The sequence below is a fragment of the Streptomyces sp. bgisy159 genome, from assembly GCF_057707805.1.
Window position 1 is genome coordinate 17,469 of sequence record NZ_JBYIQX010000031.1, and the last position, 17,485, is coordinate 34,953.

Below are 17,485 nucleotides of genomic sequence, written 5' to 3' on the forward strand. Positions count from 1 at the left end.
GAGGAGGGAGCCACCGATGATTCTGCTCCGTCGCCTGCTTGGTGACGTGCTGCGTCGGCAGCGCCAGCGCCAGGGCCGTACTCTGCGCGAAGTCTCCTCGTCCGCCCGAGTCTCGCTCGGCTATCTCTCCGAGGTGGAGCGGGGGCAGAAGGAGGCTTCCTCCGAACTGCTCTCCGCCATCTGCGACGCGCTGGACGTACGGATGTCCGAGCTCATGCGGGAAGTGAGCGACGAACTCGCCCTCGCCGAGCTGGCCCAGTCTGCTGCGGCCACCCCCAGCGAGCCTGTGCCCACATCGGTCCGTCCGATGCTGGGTTCCGTGTCGGTGACCGGCGTGCCGCCGGAACGGGTGACCATCAAGGCGCCCAGCGAAGCGGTGGACGTGGTCGCCGCGTGAGCGTCTGAACCGACGCGGACAGGCGTCAGGCCCCGGCCGGGGCCGCTCCGGGACCATCCGGAGCGGTGTGGCCGGGGTTTTCTCGTGCCTGGGGGAGGCGTGCGGTCGGTGTGCGTTTGCCGGGCTGTGTCGGGCAGGCCATCGTGGAGGGGCACAGCGAGGGGCCATGACCCGGAGGTACTGCATGAACGTCGTGAAGAGCCCGCTGGCCGAAGCCGACCTGAAGACCGTGGGGGAGGCCCTGCAAGGAGCGCTGGTCGATCTGGTGGACCTCTCGCTCGTGGCGAAGCAGGTGCACTGGAACGTCGTCGGGCCGCGGTTCCGGTCCGTCCACCTTCAGCTCGACGAGGTCGTTGCCAGCGCGCGCACGCACTCCGACACGGTGGCGGAGCGGGCGTCCGCGCTGGGCGTGTCTCCGGACGGACGGGCGACGACGGTGGCGGCCGGGAGCGGGATCGGCACGGCGCCCCAGGGCTGGGTCAAGGACTCGGACGCGGTGGCCGTGCTGGTCGCGGCGCTGGGTGCGGTGATCACTCGTATGAGGGAACGCGTGTCGGCGACGGCGGACGCCGATCCCGTGAGCCAGGACCTTCTGATCGGGATCACCGCGGACCTGGAGAAGCACCACTGGATGTTCCAGGCCGAGAGCGCGTGACGGGGAACCGGTGGGACCACGTCCCGGGGGAGGACTGAGGGCGGCCGCGTGGCGGGGCGAATAGGGCGGCGGGCGGGTGCCGTGGGGCTCGGCGCGCTGTGGTGGTGGGCCGTGGCCCGGCTCGCGGTGGCACCCGGCTCCGGCGTTCTGGAAGGCGCGGTCGTGGCCGGCGGCTGGGGGCTGAGCCTGCTGCCGGTGCACTGTGTGCCGAAGGCGCGGGCCGCGGGCGCGCGCTCGCCAGGGCGGAGCCGGGCGGCGTGGGCCGCCGGCCCACCGGTCACCAGGGCATCGCGACGCCGCCGTTCGGGCGGAGGATCTGCCCCGTCGTGAACGCCGAGGCGTCCGAGGCCAGGTACAGCACGGCATGGGCGACGTCCTCAGGGGTGCCGACGCGGCCCAGCGGGGACAGGCGGGCCATGGCCGTCTCGGTACGGGACCGGGCTTCCGGGTCGTGGCGGTCGGTCATCGGGGTGCGGATCCAGCCCGGGGCCACCGCGTTGACCCGGATGCCGTGTCGGCCGGTCTCGGCCGCCAGGGTCTTCGTCAGCTGCACGACGGCCGCCTTGGCCGCCGAGTAGCACAGGAGGCCCGGGCCGCCGGTGTCGACGGCGCCGGAGGCCATCGTGACGATGCTGCCGCGCGTGCCGCACGCGATCATCAGCCGCGCCGCCTCCTGGCAGGCGTACAGCACCCCCTTGAAGTTGACGCCCAGGACACGGTCGAGGTCCTCGTCCGTGGTCTCCAGAACCGTGCCGCTGTGCATGATCCCGGCCACCGCCGCCAGGATGTGCAGTTCACCGCAGGCCTCGACGGCCCGGCGCAGAGCGGGCCGGTCGGTGACGTCGACCCGGTGGCTGTGGGCGACGCCGCCGTGCGTCTCGATCAGGGCGGCCGTCTCGTGCAGGCCCCGGGTGTCACGGTCCGCGCCGTGCACGGTGGCGCCCGCCTCGGCGAGCAGTACGGCGCAGGCGCGGCCGATGCCGCTCGCGGCGCCGGTGACGAACGCGGCGCGTCCGGTGAGGTCGTACGCCTTCACGGCCATGAGGCGACCGTACGAGCAGATCTGACGGTCCGTCAATCAGATGTGCGGCGGCGCGGGCGCGGGGCGCTCCGGTCGGGGGCCGGGCCCGGCTGGCAGGACGGGCACCAGTACGTCGGACGTTCCCGGGAGCCGTCGCCCTGCTCGGCCACACGGACGGGGGTGCCGCAGCGCAGGCAGGGGCGCGGTGCCCGGCCGTAGACGAAGAGGTCCTGACCGCGGCGGCCGGTGGTGTTACGGACCGGGCGGTCGCGGTTGACCTCCAGGAGGCGCTGGGCGAGCGCGGGCAGCTTCCCGGCACGGTCGGCGGGCAGGGCCCCGACGGGCAGCCAGGGAGTGACGCCCAGCAGGAAGCAGAGTTCGCTCTTGTAGACGTTGCCGATGCCGGCGAGATTGCGCTGGTCGAGAAGGGCCTCACCGAGGGGGCGGCCGGGATCGCTGAGCAGATTGGTCAGGGCGCGCTCCGGGTCCCAGTCCGGGCCCAGCAGGTCGGGCCCGAGGTGGCCGACGGTCCGGCTCTCGTCAGCGGTGCGCAGGAGGTCGAGGACGGGGAGGCGGTAGCCGACCGCCGTGCGGTCGGCCGTGCCGAGGATCGCGCGGATCTGGTGGCCGGGGCCGCCGCTCCAGCGCTGGCCGTGTGCGAACACCTTCCACGCGCCGTCCATCTTCAGGTGCGAGTGCAGGGTGAGGCCGCCTTCGACGCGGGTCAGCAGGTGCTTGCCGCGCGCGGCGACCTCCAGGACGGTACGGCCGGTGAGGTCCACGGTGGCGTACCGGGGGACCCGCAGGTCGGTGCGCGTCAGCACCTTGCCGCCGAGCGCGGTGTCCAGCCGCCGCGCGGCCTGCCAGACCGTGTCACCTTCGGGCATGGGTCAAGGGTGGCACGGGGACCGTGGGGGAGCGGCCGGGCACGCGCGCGGGGAGGGCGCTCATGCGCGCAGTCTCAGGCCGCGCGGGGTGGCGATGAACCCCGATCCTTCGAGGAGGGCGCCGACCGGGGAGGTCAGGGCCGAGGCGCCGTTGACCCGCTCCACCGTGACCGTGCCGAGGGAGCCGGCGCGGGCCGCAGCGGCGAGGGCCTCGGCGGCTGCGCGCAGCCGCGGGTCGTCGGCGGGCGCGGTCGCGTCCCCGGGGTGGGCGGGCCAGGCGAGCAGGGTCTTGCCGCCGCGCTCCATGTACAGCGTCAGCTCGCCGTCGACGAGGACCACCAGGGAACCCGCCTTGCGCCCCGGCTTGTGGCCGGCACCCGTCGGGGGTTCGGGCCAGGGCAGCGCGGAGCCGTACGCGTTCGCTGGGTCGGCCGCCGCCAGGACGACGGCTCCGGAGGGAGCGGGGGAGTCCTGACGGCCCCGGTGTGGATACGCCGAGGCATACGGGGACGAGGCGCCGCCGCGCGGACCGCCGGCGCCGGGGGCCGCCAGGTCGCGCGGGGAGACGTGGTCACCCGGTGCGGCCGGGAGATCGGCGAAGCCCGGTCGGCGGCCGGAGGGGTGGGAGGCGTCGAGATCGTGGAAGCCGTCGAGTGTCTCGTACGGCGCCGGCGAGCCGAAGCCGGGGGTGTCGTGGAAGGGGAGCGTGCCCGGCGACCCGGTGACCGTGGGCGCGTACGGTTCCGTGCCACCGGTGCCGGTGCCGGACGAGCCCGGGACTGGACGGCCGTCGCCTCGCTCGCGGGCGTTGGCCACCGCGCGCAGGCGGTCGACGGCACCGTCCATGGCGAACTGGGCGGCGCCGAGGCCCTCCACCACGTAGCCGCGTCGGGCCTGGCCGGTCTCCTCGAAGGCGGACAGCACGCGGTACGTCGCCGAGAAGCCGCCCTCGACGCCTTCGGCGGCGACCGCGCCCCGGGTCACCACGCCGTGCCGGTCGAGGAGGGCGCGTGCCAGGGCGTGGGCGCGGACGGTGGGGTCCGGCTCCTGGGCCGGAAGGAGCGACCAGCGGCCGGCGACGGTCGGCGGGCCGCTGCGGGAGACCGGGCGGGCGGCGGCCGTCAGCGAGCCGTAGCGGCCGCGCGGGGCCGCCCGCTTGGCCCGGTGGGCCGTCGCGCCCGCTGTCCGGCCGGAGCCGAGCAGGGAGCGCATGGGGGCGAGCGTGTCGTTGGTGAGCCGGCCCGACCAGGCGAGGTCCCAGACGGCGTCGGCCAGTTGGGGGTCGGTGACGTCGGGGTGCCCGGTGGCCCGGACCTGGTCGGCGATCTGGCGGAAGAACAGGCCGTAGCCGCCGGAGAGGGCGTCCAGGACGGACTGGTGCAGCGCGGTCGGTTCCAGAGGGTGCGGTGGCGGCAGCAGGAGCGGCGCCGCGTCCGCCAGGTAGAGCGAGACCCAGCCGTCCTTGCCGGGCAGGGCACCCGCTCCGGCCCAGACGACCTCCCCGGCGGCGGTGAGCTCGTCGAGCAGCGCCGGGGTGTAGCCGGTGACCCGGGAGGGGAGGACCAGCTTCTCCAGGGCCGAGGCGGGCACCGAGGCGCCCTGGAGCTGCTCGACGGCCCGCACCAGCCCGTCGGCGCCGCGCAGGGCGTGGCCCTTGCCGATGTGCTGCCACTGCGGCAGGAACTGGGCGAGGGCGGCCGGTGGTACCGGCTCCAGCTCATGGCGGAGCGCGGCCAGGGAGCGGCGGCGCAGACGGCGCAGCACGGCCGCGTCGCACCACTCCTGGCCGATGCCGGCCGGATGGAACTCGCCCTGGACGATCCGGCCGCTCGCCGCGAGTCGCTGCAGCGCCCCCTCGGTGACCGCGACGCCCAGACCGAAGCGGGCGGCGGCGGTGGCCGAGGTGAACGGGCCGTGGGTGCGGGCATAGCGCGCGAGGAGGTCACCGAGGGGGTCCTTCACCGGCTCGGTGAAGGCCTCGGGGACACCCACCGGCAGGGCGGTGCCCAGAGCGTCGCGCAGCCGGCCCGCGTCCTCGATCGCCGCCCAGTGGTCGGCCCCCGCGACGCGCACCCGGATGACGCGACGTGCGGCCGCCAGCTCCTGCGCCCACGGGGCCTCGGCGCCCCGCTCGGCCAGTTCGGCGTCGGTGAGCGGACCGAGGAGACGCAGCAGGTCGGCGACGCTCTCGGCGTCCTTGGCACGGCGGTCCTCGGTGTGCCACTGCAGCTCGCGCTCCAGCTCCGCCAGCTCCTCCGCGTCGAGCAGCTCGCGCAGCTCGGCCTGGCCCAGCAGTTCGGCCAGCAGCCGGGAGTCCAGAGAGAGCGCGGCGGCACGGCGCTCGGCCAGCGGCGAGTCGCCCTCGTACAGGAACTGGGCGACGTAGCCGAACAGCAGGGAGCGCGCGAAGGGTGACGGCTCGGGGGTGGTGACCTCGACCAGGCGCACCTTGCGGGACTCCACGTCGCCCATCAGCTCGACCAGGCCGGGAACGTCGAAGACGTCCTGGAGACACTCGCGGACCGCCTCCAGGACGATCGGGAACGAGCCGAACTCGCTCGCCACCTGGAGCAGCTGGGCGGCGCGCTGGCGCTGCTGCCACAACGGGGTGCGCTTTCCGGGGTTGCGGCGCGGCAGCAGCAGCGCGCGGGCCGCGCACTCCCGGAAGCGGGAGGCGAACAGGGCCGAGCCGCCGACCTGGTCGGTGACGACCTGGTCGACCTCACCCTTGTCGAAGACGACATCCGCCGCACCGACCGGGGCCCCGTCGGCGTCGGCCGCCGCGTGGACCGGCGAGCCGGCCTTCGCCGGATCCTGGTCGAGGAAGTCCAGACCCATGAGATCGGCATCGGGCAGGCGCAGCACGATGCCGTCGTCGGCGTGCATGACCTGGGCGTCCATGCCGTACCGCTCGCTGAGGCGGGCACCGAGGGCGAGCGCCCAGGGAGCGTGCACCTGGGCGCCGAACGGGGAGTGGACGACGACCCGCCAGTCGCCCAGCTCGTCGCGGAAGCGCTCCACGACGATCGTGCGGTCGTCCGGGACGTGGCCGCACGCCTCGCGCTGTTCACGGAGGTAGGAGAGCACGTTGTCGGCGGCCCACGCGTCCAGTCCCGCGGTGAGCAGGCGCAGCCGGGCGTCTTCCTCGGACAGGGAGCCGACCTCGCGCAGGAACGCCCCCACCGCCCGGCCCAGCTCCAGCGGGCGGCCCAGCTGGTCGCCTTTCCAGAAGGGCAGCCGTCCCGGAACCCCGGGCGCCGGGGACACCAGGACGCGGTCGCGAGTGATGTCCTCGATGCGCCAGGAACTGGTGCCGAGGGTGAAGACGTCGCCCACGCGGGACTCGTAGACCATCTCCTCGTCCAGCTCACCGACCCGGCCGCCGCCCTTCTTCGGGTCCGCCCCGGCCAGGAACACGCCGAACAGCCCGCGGTCGGGGATGGTGCCGCCGGAGGTGACGGCCAGGCGCTGGGCGCCGGGGCGTCCGGTGACCGTGCCGGTGACGCGGTCCCACACCACGCGCGGGCGCAGTTCGGCGAAGGCGTCCGAGGGGTAACGGCCGGCCAGCATGTCCAGGGTCGCCGTGAACGCGGACTCCGGCAGTGAGGCGAAGGGGGCGGCGCGGCGGACCGTGGCCAGCAGGTCGTCGAACTGCCAGGCGTCCATCGCCGTCATCGCCACCAGCTGCTGGGCCAGGACGTCCAACGGGTTGGCGGGAACCCGGAGGGACTCGATGGCCCCCTGCCGCATCCGCTCGGTGACCACGGCGGCCTGCACCAGGTCACCCCGGTACTTGGGGAACACCACACCGGTGGACACCGCGCCCACCTGGTGGCCCGCGCGGCCGACGCGCTGCAGACCGGAGGCGACCGAGGGCGGGGACTCCACCTGGACGACGAGGTCCACGGCGCCCATGTCGATGCCCAGCTCCAGACTGGAGGTGGCGACCACGGCGGGCAGGCGGCCCGCCTTCAGGTCCTCCTCCACCAGGGCCCGCTGCTCCTTGGAGACCGAGCCGTGGTGGGCGCGCGCGATGACCGGCGGAGCGCCCTGGGCGGCGCCCGAGCCGCCCATCAGCTGGGCGGGTGTGTGATGTTCCTCCAGCGTCTCGCCGGTCGCCCGCTCGTAGGCGATCTCGTTGAGCCGGTTGCACAGGCGCTCGGCCAGGCGGCGCGAGTTGGCGAAGACGATCGTGGAGCGGTGCGCCTGGACCAGATCGGTGATCCGCTCCTCCACGTGCGGCCAGATCGACGGGCGCTCGGCGCCCTGTGAGCCGTCGGCGACCGGTGAGCCGCCCAGTTCGCCCAGGTCCTCGACCGGCACGACGACCGAGAGGTCGAACTCCTTGCCCGACACCGGCTGGACGATCTCCACCTTGCGGCGGGGGGACAGATAGCGGGCGACCTCGTCGACCGGGCGGACGGTCGCCGACAGCCCGACACGGCGGGCCGGTTTCGGGAGCAGCTCGTCCAGCCGCTCCAGGGACAGTGCGAGGTGCGCGCCGCGCTTGGTGCCAGCGACCGCGTGCACCTCGTCCAGGATCACCGTCTCCACGCCGGTCAGCGCGTCCCGCGTGGCCGACGTGAGCATCAGGAACAGGGACTCCGGCGTGGTGATCAGGATGTCCGGCGGGCGTGTCGACAGTGCTCGGCGCTCGGCGGCCGGGGTGTCGCCGGAGCGGATGCCCACCTTCACCTCGGGCTCGGGCAGGCCCAGGCGGACCGACTCCTGGCGGATGCCGGTCAGCGGACTGCGCAGATTGCGCTCCACGTCCACCGCGAGGGCCTTGAGCGGGGACACGTAGAGCACTCTGCAGCGTTTCCTCGGGTCGGCCGGCGGGGGCGCCGACGCCAGCTGGTCGAGCGCGGCGAGGAAGGCGGCCAGGGTCTTTCCGGAGCCGGTCGGGGCCACCACGAGCACGTCCGAGCCTTCCCGGATGGCCTGCCACGCGCCGGCCTGGGCCGCCGTGGGCGCGGAGAACGCCCCCGTGAACCAGCCGCGGGTCGCGGGGGAGAAGCCGTCCAGGGCTCGGTGTGCGGAGCTGACCATGCGTCCATCCTGCACCCGGCCACTGACAACGGCCCGGGCCTGCGGGGACGCGGGGGGTGTGAGGGGCGTGGGAGCCGTGCCCCGGACGGGGCGTCGGGTCGGGCGGGGGACTGCGATTCCGGGTTGTCGGGCGGGCTGCGGAGCCCGGGGCCGGGCCCTCGGCGGCGGGTCGCGTGCGCCGGTCGGTGGGGGACGTGCCGGCCTCTCGGTGGTGATGTGCCGGCCCGTCGGCGGGGGCGTGCGGTCCGGTCGGTAGGGATGTGCGGTCCGGGTCGGCAGGGAGGAGTGGCGGAGAATGGGGGCATGGCAGGTACGGGGGAGAGGGCACGGCACTGGCGGTACGCGGAGCTGCCGGGCGTCGACCTGCTGCGTGCCCGCTACGTCCACAAGACGTTCGTGCGCCACACCCACGAGCAGTTCGTGATCGCCGCCATCGCCGAGGGCGTGGAGGTCTTCCGTCATCGCGGCGCGGACCAGTACGTCCCGGCCGGCGCCCTCGCCCTCGTCAATCCGGACACCCCCCACACCGGACGGGCCGGCGTGCCCGAGGGCTGGCGGTACGGCGCGGTCTACCCCTCGCCGGAGGTCGTGACCGCCATCGCGGCCGAGACGACGACACTGCGCGGCACCCCCGGATTCATCAGCCCGGTCCTCGACGACCCGTACGCCGCGACACTGGTGCACCGCGTACTGCGGGCCGCCGACGAAGGCAACGCCCTGGCCGCCGACACGCTGCTGCGGGTCGCCGTGACCCGGCTGCTGCGGCTGAACGGAGGTCCGCTGCCCTCCCGGACGGTACGAACCGCGGGAGCGCGGATCGCCGCACGCGCGCGTGCGGAACTGGAGGACCGGATGGCCGACCCACCCACCCTGGAACGACTCGCCGCCGACCTCGGCACCAGCCCGTTCGCGCTCCTGCGCGCCTTCCGGGACGCCTACGGCATGCCACCCCACACCTGGCTCACCGACGCCCGGGTGCGCCGTGCGCGCCTGCTGCTGGACACCGGGACAACGCCCGCCGAGGCCGCCGTCACCGTCGGCTTCACCGACCAGCCGCACCTCAACCGCCACTTCGCCCGGATCGTGGGCGTCCCGCCGGGCGCCTACCAGCGGGAGCGCAAGAACGTACAAGACGCTCCGTCCCGGCCGCGCCTATCGTCCGACGGGTGGCAGAACAGACACTACGAGCAGACATAGGCGCCGACGGCGCCGCGAGGCCGGACGGCGCCGTCGTCCGGGACGCACTGGGAGTCGGTATCGCCGTGGGGCTGTCCGGGTTCGCCTTCGGCGTGACCTCGGCCGGCAGCGGACTGTCCGTGTGGCAGACCTGTGCGCTCAGCCTCCTGGTGTTCACCGGTGCCTCCCAGTTCGCGCTCGTGGGAGCGCTGGCGGCGGGCGGCAATCCGTTCACCGCGGCAGCGGGCGCCTTCTTCCTCGGGGTGCGCAACGCCTTCTACGGACTGCGCCTGTCCCAGTTGCTCGCACTCCCGCGCGCGGTACGCCCGTTCGCCGCCCAGTGGGTCATCGACGAGACGACGGCCGTCTCCCTGGCGCAGCGTGACCGGCGTGGCGCCCGGATCGGCTTCGCCGTGACCGGGCTCAGCCTGTACGCCTTGTGGAACCTCACCACGCTGCTGGGCGCTCTGGGCGCCGAGGCCATCGGGGACACCGCCGCCTGGGGGCTGGACGCGGCCGGACCCGCCGTCTTCCTGGCGTTGCTGGCACCCATGCTGACGACCACCACCGAGCGGGCCGTCGCGGCCCTCGCGGTGCTGCTCGGGCTGGGGCTGCTGCCGGTACTGCCGGCCGGGGTACCCGTGCTGGTCGCCGCGCTGGCGGCACCGGTCGTGCTGTGGGCGCAGGGGCGGCGCCGGGCCACCCGCGACGGTGCGCGGGGAGGTCGGCCGTGAACGTCTGGACAGCGATCGGCGTGACCGCCCTCGGTTGCTACGCCGTCAAGCTCGCCGGACTGCTCGTTCCGGCGGGGGTGCTCGAACGACCCGGGGTGAGGAGGCTCTCGGCCCTGTTGCCCGTCGCCCTTCTGGCCGCGCTCACCGCGCAGCAGACGTTCACCGACGGGCACGCGCTCGTGGTGGACGCGCGGTCGGCCGGGCTCGTGGCGGCGGCCGTGGCACTTCTGCTGCGGGCGCCGTTCCTGCTGATCGTCGCCGCGGCCGTGGTGGTGACGGCGGGGGTGCGTGCCCTGGGCGGCGGCTGACGGCGCCGAACCCGGCGCGCGTGTCCGCAGCCGACGGGGGCCCAGTCGGCTGCGGCGCGGCCCCCTTCGGCGTATGCGGGTGCCTGGACCTGGACCTGGACCTGGAACGGCGCTGTCGGTCGAGCATGGCCTGCGGCCTGCGGCCTGCGGCCTGCGGCCCGCGCGACCGCAGCCCCGGCCCCGGCCGCCCGTACGCGTCCGTCACCCGTCCGTCACCCGTCCGTCGGCCCCTGACGGCTGACTGCGCACCGCTCGTGCTCCGGCGCACGCGCGTGTGCCTGCTCGGCAGCCACCAGGGCGAGCCCTTCGCCAGCCGAACGGCCCCGTGAGGCCGTTCGGCGGCGGGTCGGGCAGGTCGGTCAGCCGATGACCCGCCCGTGGGCCCGGAGGGTGCGCAGGGCCCTGATGGTCACGATGGGGCGTGCCTCCAGGACCGTGCCGGGCGCCCAGCGACGCCAGCGGACCGGCCAGCCGCCGTCCTCCTGCTGCTCGGCCGCCAGGAAGTCCAGCGAGCGGGCCATCTCGTCGTCGGTGAACCACGCGCGCGCGAGGGACCGCGGGGAGCGCGCGAAGTCGTGCGGGAAGTGGTGCTCCTCGGGGGCGTAGCCGGGCGCGACCGGGTGGTCCGCCAGGCGGTCCGGGTCGAGCACGGCGAGCCGTTGCTCGCGCACCAGACGGCCCAGGCGGTCGGCGGCGACCTCCGCGCGGGCCCGGTCGGGCACGGAGTCCAGGAAGGCCACGGCCGCCTCCACCTCGTACGGGTGGGACTTCTCCAGGGCCTCCACCGCCCGCCAGCAGAACTCGGTCGCCCGGAACAGCCAGGCGTGCCACACCTCGTTGCGGTGCAGCGTGCCCACCACCGGACCGGTGGCCAGCAGGTCGCCGGGCGGATCGTCCACGATCGGGAGGAAGGGCGCGGCGGGATAGCCGCGCTGGCCGGGGTGGATCGCCGGCAGGGCGCCCTCCGGAGTGGACACGGACGTCAGATAGCGGCACACCCGCTCCACGCGCTGTCCGCCGCACCGCCCGATGGAGTCCAGGACCTGCAGCGCGTGCGCGGTGTGGAGGGGCTGACTGACGGGGCCGCGCAGATCGGGTTCGAGCGCGTGACCGTACCCGCCGTCCTCGTTGCGGTAGGCGTCGAGGGCGGTGTCGACGGGATCGGCACCGCCGTTGAGGAAGAGATGGGCGAAGAGGCGTTGCTCCAGTACGCGCGCGGTGAGCCACACGAAATGCTCGGCGCGGAAGAGCGGGGAGTGCGCCGGGGGCGTCGGGGGGAGTGGGGATGCTCCGTTTTCGGCCATGGGTCAGACCGTAGGGTGCGGGGCGGCCCCGGCAGGCGGCCTGGGGCGGGGCCACCCCCGGGCGCGGGATACTGATGTCATGCGGTTGACGGTCTTCTGGCAACGGATGGCGGAGCACTTCGGTGCGGGATACGCCGACACCTTCGCGCGCGATCACGTGATGTCGCAGCTCGGTGAACGGACGGTGCACGAGGCGCTGGCGGCCGGCTGGGACGCGAAGGACGTGTGGCGCGTGGTCTGCACGGTGATGAACGTTCCGCAGGAGAAGCGTTGATCCGTAACGAAGATCGTACGTATGCGTCCGGTAGTCGGTGGCGTGGGCGAGACTTGGTCCGTGGCACCCACTGACGACATCGGTCGGATCGACCGGCCCGCCCCCTCTCCCGGCGCGCAGCCGTCCGCCCGGCCCGCGGCCGACGGCGGCACCCCGCCGAGTCGGCGCATGCCGCGCTGGCTGCCGCGGGCCATGGCACTGGGGCTCGCGTTCATCGGCGCGTTCCAGCTCGGGACCTGGGCTTTCCACCGGCTGACGGGTCTGCTGATCAACGTCCTCATCGCGTTCTTCCTGGCTCTCGCCATCGAGCCCGCGGTGAGCCGGATGGCCGCGCGCGGTATGCGCAGAGGGCTCGCCACGTTCCTGGTCTTCTTCGCCCTGCTGGTCGTGGTGGCCGGGTTCTTCACGCTGCTCGGCTCGATGCTGGCGGGGCAGATCATCAAGATGATCGAGGGGTTCCCGGCGTATCTGGACTCCGTCATCAACTGGATCAACACCACCTTCCACACCGAACTCAGACGCGTCGACATCCAGGAGGGCCTGCTCCGCTCGGACTGGCTGAAACGCTATGCGCGGAACAGCGCCGCCGGTGTCCTGGACGTCTCCGCGCAGGTCCTCGGCGGGCTCTTCCAACTGCTGACGGTCACGCTGTTCTCGTTCTACTTCGCCGCCGACGGGCCGCGGCTGCGGCGCGCGCTGTGCTCGGTGCTGCCGCCCGCGCGTCAGGCAGAGGTGCTGCGCGCCTGGGAGATCGCCGTCGACAAGACCGGCGGCTACCTGTACTCGCGCGGACTGATGGCGCTGATCTCGGGCATCGCGCACTACATACTGCTGCAGGCCCTGGAGATCCCGTACGCGCCGGTGCTCGGTGTGTGGGTCGGGGTGGTGTCGCAGTTCATCCCCACCATCGGGACCTATCTGGCGGGCGCCCTGCCGATGCTGATCGCCTTCACCGTCGACCCGTGGTACGCCCTGTGGGTGCTGGTCTTCGTCGTGGTCTACCAGCAGTTCGAGAACTACATGCTGCAGCCCAAGCTGACCTCGAAGACCGTCGACATCCACCCGGCCGTCGCCTTCGGTTCGGTGGTCGCCGGCACCGCCCTGCTCGGTGCGGTGGGTGCGCTGATCGCCATCCCGGCGGTCGCCACGCTCCAGGCGTTCCTCGGCGCCTACGTCAAGCGGTACGACGTCACCGACGACCCTCGTGTCCACGGCCACCGGGACCGTGGCCGACGGGTCGGCCGGGCGAACTCCCTGCAGCGCGCACGGCGTCTGTGGGCGGGTGCGAGAGCCGGGGCTCGGGCGACCGAGCCCGAGTCGTGAGCGTGTGCCCGCCGGGTCCGCGGTCGTCGGCGGCAGGCCCTCGACCCCGTCGACCCCGGGTGCGCGGCCGGCTCAGCCCTGCGTGTCCTGGGGCTTGACGTCGGCCTGACGCAGGGCCTGGTCCCGAAGCTCGGTGCGGGCCTCCGTGCGATGGCCTCGGGCGATGTAGTCCCGGACCACCAGCTCGATGGCGTCCTGGGGTGACCCCACCCCGGCGAGGACCATCACCTCCACCACCAGCTCGGCGTCGAGACTGATGCTGACCTTGGCCACGGTGCCCCCTGTGCGTCGCTTCGACTCCGGACTCTAGCCGCGTGGGGATCGACCGGCGTGGTTTCCGGGGATTTCCCGGCTCGGGGCGGACGCGGTCGTACGCTCGGAGTGCCGCGTGGTGCGCTTGACACGAAAATCGAACATCCATTCTCATGGGAGGTGCCGGCGAGATCCTCGGTGGTCTTTTCATCCCGTTTCGGGCGGAGATGCCACTGAGTTATCCACAGGCCGGACCAGCGTCAGGGCGCATTGTCAGTGGCAGGCGTTAGCGTCATTGACGTGAAGCGATCGACTACAGCAAACCGGGTGGAACCCATGGCAGGAACCGACCGCGAGAAGGCCCTGGATGCCGCTCTCGCACAGATTGAACGGCAATTCGGCAAGGGCGCGGTCATGCGCATGGGCGAGCGGTCGAAGGAGCCCATCGAGGTCATCCCGACCGGGTCGACCGCGCTCGACGTGGCGCTCGGCGTCGGCGGCCTGCCGCGCGGCCGTGTCGTGGAGATCTACGGACCAGAGTCTTCCGGTAAGACCACACTGACCCTGCACGCCGTGGCCAACGCCCAGAAGGCCGGCGGCCAGGTGGCCTTCGTGGACGCGGAGCACGCCCTCGACCCCGAGTACGCGAAGAAGCTCGGCGTCGACATCGACAACCTGATCCTCTCCCAGCCCGACAACGGCGAGCAGGCCCTGGAGATCGTGGACATGCTGGTCCGCTCCGGCGCCCTCGACCTCATCGTCATCGACTCCGTCGCCGCGCTCGTGCCGCGCGCGGAGATCGAGGGCGAGATGGGCGACAGCCACGTGGGTCTGCAGGCCCGTCTGATGAGCCAGGCCCTGCGGAAGATCACCAGCGCGCTCAACCAGTCCAAGACCACGGCGATCTTCATCAACCAGCTGCGCGAGAAGATCGGCGTGATGTTCGGCTCCCCGGAGACCACGACCGGTGGCCGGGCGCTGAAGTTCTACGCCTCGGTGCGCATCGACATCCGCCGCATCGAGACGCTGAAGGACGGCACGGAGGCGGTCGGCAACCGCACCCGCTGCAAGGTCGTCAAGAACAAGGTCGCGCCGCCCTTCAAGCAGGCCGAGTTCGACATCCTCTACGGCCAGGGCATCAGCCGCGAGGGCGGCCTGATCGACATGGGCGTGGAGCACGGCTTCGTCCGCAAGGCCGGTGCCTGGTACACGTACGAGGGCGACCAGCTCGGCCAGGGCAAGGAGAACGCCCGCAACTTCCTGAAGGACAACCCCGATCTCGCCAACGAGATCGAGAAGAAGATCAAGGAGAAGCTGGGCGTCGGCGTGCGTCCGCAGGAGCCCACCACGGAGCCCGGCGCGGATGCCGCCTCGTCCACGGGCGCCTCCGCGGACGAGGCCGCCAAGGCGGTGCCCACCCCCGCCGCCAAGGCCACCAAGACCAAGGCCGCGGCCGCCAAGGGCTGATCCGTACCGTGTCCGATGCGAAAGCGTGGCGAACCGACTTGTCCGAGCGCACTGTCCGCGACGGTCCGCAGAGGTGGGCGGGCAGCGAGACGGGCCCGGCGTGGACGGGCGACGACGCTCACGCGGGCACGCGTGACGGCGTGCCGCGTGGGCGGGCGGGCCGTCGCGGACGTCGCTCCGCGCGGCCACCCGCTGAAGGCGAAGGCACCTCCTCCTCGTCGAGGGCCGAGCAGGGGGAGTCTTCAGGGGACCCGGCTGAGCGGGCACGGGCGATCTGTCTGCGTCTGCTCACCGGGACCCCGCGCACGCGCAAGCAGCTCGCCGACGCCCTGCGCAAGCGGGAGATCCCGGACGAGGTGGCGGAGGAGGTGCTCGCGCGGTTCGAGGAGGTCGGCCTGATCGACGACAGTGCTTTCGCCGACGCGTGGGTGGAGTCCCGGCACCACGGTCGGGGCTTGGCGCGCCGCGCGCTCGCGCGGGAGCTGCGGACCAAGGGCGTCGACTCGACGCTGATCGACGAGGCCGTCTCCCAGCTGGACTCCGAGCAGGAGGAAGCGACCGCGCGTGAGCTCGTCGGCCGGAAGCTGCGCGCCACCCGCGGTCTCGACCGCGACAGACGGATCCGCCGCCTCGCCGGCATGCTCGCCCGCAAGGGCTATCCCGAGGGCATGGCCCTGCGGGTGGTCCGCCAGGCGCTGGAGGAGGAGGGCGAGGACACCGAGTTCCTCGACGGCGAGGAGTTCTGAGAGCGGCCCCCCGGCCCGGCCCACGATGTGACCGGCTCAGGGCAGGCGGAAGCGCGGGTGTGCCGACCGCGCCCGAGAAGCCGGCCCGGCCCCGGCGGAGCCACCTCCGCCACAGGGCGCGTTCCACGCCCGCACGAGACACCGTCGCGGCCCGTCGGTTCGGAACACCACCGGCCGGCCCCCGCCCGGTGCCGTCGAGATCCCCGGCCTCCCGGCTAAGGCGCCGCCGAACCCGCCCTCGCCCCGGCGCCGGCCTCCGCCTCGGTGCTCGCCGGTCCGCCCAGCACCGCCTCGGCCGCCGCGTACAGGTCGGTCGGGCGGACGCCGTTCAGCGCGGTGACCAGATGCCCGTCGGGGCGGACCAGCAGGACGGTGTGGGCGGCGGCCCCCGGGTAGCTCTCGGTGACCAGCAGCTCGGCCGGATGGGGCAGTGCGGCCACCGCGGCGGCGAGCCGGGGCATGAGCCCGGCCCCCATCCAGTGCCTGCGCTCCCACACGCCCGTGCCGGGGGCGACGAGTACGACGAGCAGGGCGCCCCGGCCCAGCCGTTCCCGCAGCCGGACGAACGTGCCGTCCTCCGCGGTCACCCGCACGTCCGTCACCGGAGCGCCGGGTGCCGTGCCGACCGGTACCTCGCCCTCCAGGACCCCGGGCGCCAGCGGGGAGCCCGCATAGGTGCCGGGCGCGCCCAGCGGGCCCCGGCCGAGATGACCGTCGGCCAGCAGCGCGTCGTGCCCCCGGCCGGCTCCGGGGACGTACGACCTTATGCCGCTGGTGCCGCGCAGTAGCGGCAGCACCTGGTCGGCGGCGCGCAGCCGGGCGGCGACGGATGCCCGCCGCTCCGTCTGATAGCTGTCCAGCAAAGACTCGTGCGGCCCGTGGTGCCAGGCCGCCGCCAGTTTCCAGGCGAGGTTGTCGGCGTCCCGCAGGCCCTCCTCCAGCCCCTGGGTGCCGAACGCGCCCATCAGATGGGCGGCGTCCCCGGCCAGGAACACCCGCCCGGCGCGCCAGCGGCGGGCCAGCCGGTGGTGCACGATGTGGACGCCGGTGTCCAGCAGCTCGTACGCCGGTGCCGGGCCGTCGCTCCAGCCGTCCAGCGTCTCGCGGATCCGGGCCAGCAGCAGCTCGGGCGTGACCAGGTCCTTGCCGGGCGGGAGCAGCCAGTCCAGGCGCCAGACGCCGTCCGGCAGCGGGCGGGCGGTCACCTCTCCGGCCGACGGTCCGGACGCCCGCCACGGCGGCGTCCGATGGAGCAACGCCCGCCCCTCCCAAGGGAGTTCCACCTGCAGGGCGGCCACGGCGTGTCGCTCCACCGCCGTGCGGCCGGGGAAGCGGATGTCCTGCAGCTTGCGGACCGTGGAGCGGGGGCCGTCGCAGCCGACCAGGTAGCCGCCGCGCCACCAGGTGCCCCCGGGGTCGCGGGTGTGGGCGGTGACACCGGACGGTTCCTGCTCGATGTCGTCCAGCCGGCTGTCCACGGCGACCTTGACGAGCCGCTCGCGGGCGACCGCGGCGCGCAGGGCGTCGGTGAGCACGTGCTGGGCGATGTGCAGCGGCGCGGGCCCGCCGTCGTCGTCGCCGAAGGCGACCTCGCGCGTCACCTGGCGCCGCCGCACGGACCGCCAGCCGGCCCAGTGGGTGCCCGCCGCGCCGAGCGAGGCCCCGGTGAGCCGCTCCAGGAGAGCGGTGGTGTCCTCGCGCAGCACGACGGTGCGGGCGAGGCGTGGTTCGTCCTTGCCCGGCCCCTCGTCCAGGACGACCGAGGGCACCTCCTGACGCGCCAGCGCCAGAGCGAGCGTCAGCCCCACGGGCCCCGCTCCGACGATGATCACCGGGTCCACGGCGCCGCGCCCCCTGCCCGTGACGATGCCCTCAGGGACGTAGGTGAACTA

The 17,485-nt window shown here is 73.7% G+C and carries 16 protein-coding genes; 10 read left to right on the forward strand and 6 right to left on the reverse strand.

From position 1 onward, the window contains the following. Positions 1 to 16: 16 nt before the first annotated feature. From AC3ET3_RS25650 to AC3ET3_RS25660, 3 genes are all read left to right on the forward strand, one after another. Positions 17 to 397, forward strand: coding sequence for a helix-turn-helix domain-containing protein (locus AC3ET3_RS25650; protein WP_062700236.1), 381 nt, complete (start codon positions 17 to 19; stop codon positions 395 to 397). A 184-nt stretch (positions 398 to 581) separates the two neighbouring features. Next, a complete protein-coding gene (locus AC3ET3_RS25655; protein WP_432136253.1) occupies positions 582 to 1,052 on the forward strand; it encodes a Dps family protein in 471 nt (156 codons plus the stop codon). Positions 1,053 to 1,100: 48 nt separating this feature from the next. Next, positions 1,101 to 1,382, forward strand: coding sequence for a hypothetical protein (locus AC3ET3_RS25660; RefSeq protein ID WP_432136254.1), 282 nt, complete (start codon positions 1,101 to 1,103; stop codon positions 1,380 to 1,382). Here the strand turns inward: AC3ET3_RS25660 and AC3ET3_RS25665 are convergent. The 3 genes from AC3ET3_RS25665 to AC3ET3_RS25675 are packed head-to-tail and all read right to left on the reverse strand — an operon-like array spanning position 1,330 to position 8,009. Next, positions 1,330 to 2,094 (reverse strand): SDR family NAD(P)-dependent oxidoreductase, encoded by a 765-nt coding sequence (locus tag AC3ET3_RS25665; RefSeq protein WP_435612971.1) that lies wholly within the window; start codon positions 2,092 to 2,094, stop codon positions 1,330 to 1,332. The genes AC3ET3_RS25660 and AC3ET3_RS25665 overlap by 53 nt on opposite strands. Before the next feature lie 32 nt (positions 2,095 to 2,126). Next, a complete protein-coding gene (locus AC3ET3_RS25670) occupies positions 2,127 to 2,960 on the reverse strand; it encodes an Fpg/Nei family DNA glycosylase (RefSeq protein ID WP_432136256.1) in 834 nt (277 codons plus the stop codon). Positions 2,961 to 3,020: 60 nt separating this feature from the next. Beyond that, positions 3,021 to 8,009, reverse strand: a complete 4,989-nt coding sequence (locus AC3ET3_RS25675; RefSeq protein ID WP_435612972.1) for an ATP-dependent helicase — start codon at positions 8,007 to 8,009, stop codon at positions 3,021 to 3,023. A 303-nt stretch (positions 8,010 to 8,312) separates the two neighbouring features. Here AC3ET3_RS25675 and AC3ET3_RS25680 point away from each other — a divergent pair, with 303 nt between their 5' ends. The 3 genes from AC3ET3_RS25680 to AC3ET3_RS25690 are packed head-to-tail and all read left to right on the forward strand — an operon-like array spanning position 8,313 to position 10,227. Beyond that, entirely contained in the window at positions 8,313 to 9,206 is an 894-nt protein-coding gene (locus AC3ET3_RS25680; RefSeq protein WP_432136258.1) for an AraC family transcriptional regulator, read from the forward strand. After that, positions 9,176 to 9,919: an AzlC family ABC transporter permease gene (locus AC3ET3_RS25685; protein WP_432136259.1), complete on the forward strand. Its 744-nt coding sequence runs from the start codon at positions 9,176 to 9,178 to the stop codon at positions 9,917 to 9,919. The genes AC3ET3_RS25680 and AC3ET3_RS25685 overlap by 31 nt, the downstream gene beginning before the upstream one ends. Next, positions 9,916 to 10,227 carry an AzlD domain-containing protein gene (locus AC3ET3_RS25690; RefSeq protein WP_432136260.1) on the forward strand — a complete coding sequence of 104 codons (312 nt, stop codon included), beginning with the start codon at positions 9,916 to 9,918 and terminating at the stop codon, positions 10,225 to 10,227. The genes AC3ET3_RS25685 and AC3ET3_RS25690 overlap by 4 nt, the downstream gene beginning before the upstream one ends. Before the next feature lie 359 nt (positions 10,228 to 10,586). On the opposite strand, the gene AC3ET3_RS25695 is transcribed toward AC3ET3_RS25690, so the two are convergent. Then, entirely contained in the window at positions 10,587 to 11,531 is a 945-nt protein-coding gene (locus tag AC3ET3_RS25695; protein ID WP_432136261.1) for a hypothetical protein, read from the reverse strand. A 79-nt stretch (positions 11,532 to 11,610) separates the two neighbouring features. Here AC3ET3_RS25695 and AC3ET3_RS25700 point away from each other — a divergent pair, with 79 nt between their 5' ends. Continuing rightward, positions 11,611 to 11,805, forward strand: a complete 195-nt coding sequence (locus tag AC3ET3_RS25700) for a DUF3046 domain-containing protein (RefSeq protein ID WP_432136262.1) — start codon at positions 11,611 to 11,613, stop codon at positions 11,803 to 11,805. A gap of 60 nt (positions 11,806 to 11,865) precedes the next feature. Continuing rightward, positions 11,866 to 13,128 (forward strand): AI-2E family transporter, encoded by a 1,263-nt coding sequence (locus AC3ET3_RS25705; protein ID WP_432136263.1) that lies wholly within the window; start codon positions 11,866 to 11,868, stop codon positions 13,126 to 13,128. Positions 13,129 to 13,200: 72 nt separating this feature from the next. Here the strand turns inward: AC3ET3_RS25705 and AC3ET3_RS25710 are convergent, their stop codons facing one another. Continuing rightward, a complete protein-coding gene (locus AC3ET3_RS25710; protein ID WP_432136264.1) occupies positions 13,201 to 13,401 on the reverse strand; it encodes a DUF2191 domain-containing protein in 201 nt (66 codons plus the stop codon). Between the two features lie 315 nt (positions 13,402 to 13,716). On the opposite strand from AC3ET3_RS25710, the gene recA reads away from it, so the two are divergent. Together recA and recX are read left to right on the forward strand one after the other, a co-directional pair. Further along, positions 13,717 to 14,847: a recombinase RecA gene (gene recA / locus AC3ET3_RS25715; RefSeq protein ID WP_432158103.1), complete on the forward strand. Its 1,131-nt coding sequence runs from the start codon at positions 13,717 to 13,719 to the stop codon at positions 14,845 to 14,847. Positions 14,848 to 14,885: 38 nt separating this feature from the next. Further along, a complete protein-coding gene (gene recX, locus AC3ET3_RS25720) occupies positions 14,886 to 15,593 on the forward strand; it encodes a recombination regulator RecX (protein WP_432136266.1) in 708 nt (235 codons plus the stop codon). A gap of 215 nt (positions 15,594 to 15,808) precedes the next feature. Here recX and AC3ET3_RS25725 read toward each other — a convergent pair whose 3' ends face one another. Continuing rightward, on the reverse strand, positions 15,809 to 17,434 hold the full coding sequence (locus AC3ET3_RS25725) for an FAD-dependent monooxygenase (protein WP_432136267.1): 1,626 nt from the start codon (positions 17,432 to 17,434) through the stop codon (positions 15,809 to 15,811). Positions 17,435 to 17,485 lie beyond the last annotated feature (51 nt).

Excerpts from the sequence above, each read along its gene's own strand:
- AC3ET3_RS25650 (WP_062700236.1), top strand. The coding sequence starts at position 17 with ATGATTCTGCTCCGTCGCCTGCTTGGTGACGTGCTGCGTCGGCAGCGC.
- AC3ET3_RS25655 (WP_432136253.1), top strand. The coding sequence starts at position 582 with ATGAACGTCGTGAAGAGCCCGCTGGCCGAAGCCGACCTGAAGACCGTG.
- AC3ET3_RS25665 (WP_435612971.1), bottom strand. The coding sequence starts at position 2,094 with ATGGCCGTGAAGGCGTACGACCTCACCGGACGCGCCGCGTTCGTCACC.
- AC3ET3_RS25670 (WP_432136256.1), bottom strand. The coding sequence starts at position 2,960 with ATGCCCGAAGGTGACACGGTCTGGCAGGCCGCGCGGCGGCTGGACACC.
- AC3ET3_RS25675 (WP_435612972.1), bottom strand. The coding sequence starts at position 8,009 with ATGGTCAGCTCCGCACACCGAGCCCTGGACGGCTTCTCCCCCGCGACC.
- AC3ET3_RS25680 (WP_432136258.1), top strand. The coding sequence starts at position 8,313 with ATGGCAGGTACGGGGGAGAGGGCACGGCACTGGCGGTACGCGGAGCTG.
- AC3ET3_RS25695 (WP_432136261.1), bottom strand. The coding sequence starts at position 11,531 with ATGGCCGAAAACGGAGCATCCCCACTCCCCCCGACGCCCCCGGCGCAC.
- AC3ET3_RS25700 (WP_432136262.1), top strand. The coding sequence starts at position 11,611 with ATGCGGTTGACGGTCTTCTGGCAACGGATGGCGGAGCACTTCGGTGCG.
- recA (WP_432158103.1), top strand. The coding sequence starts at position 13,717 with ATGGCAGGAACCGACCGCGAGAAGGCCCTGGATGCCGCTCTCGCACAG.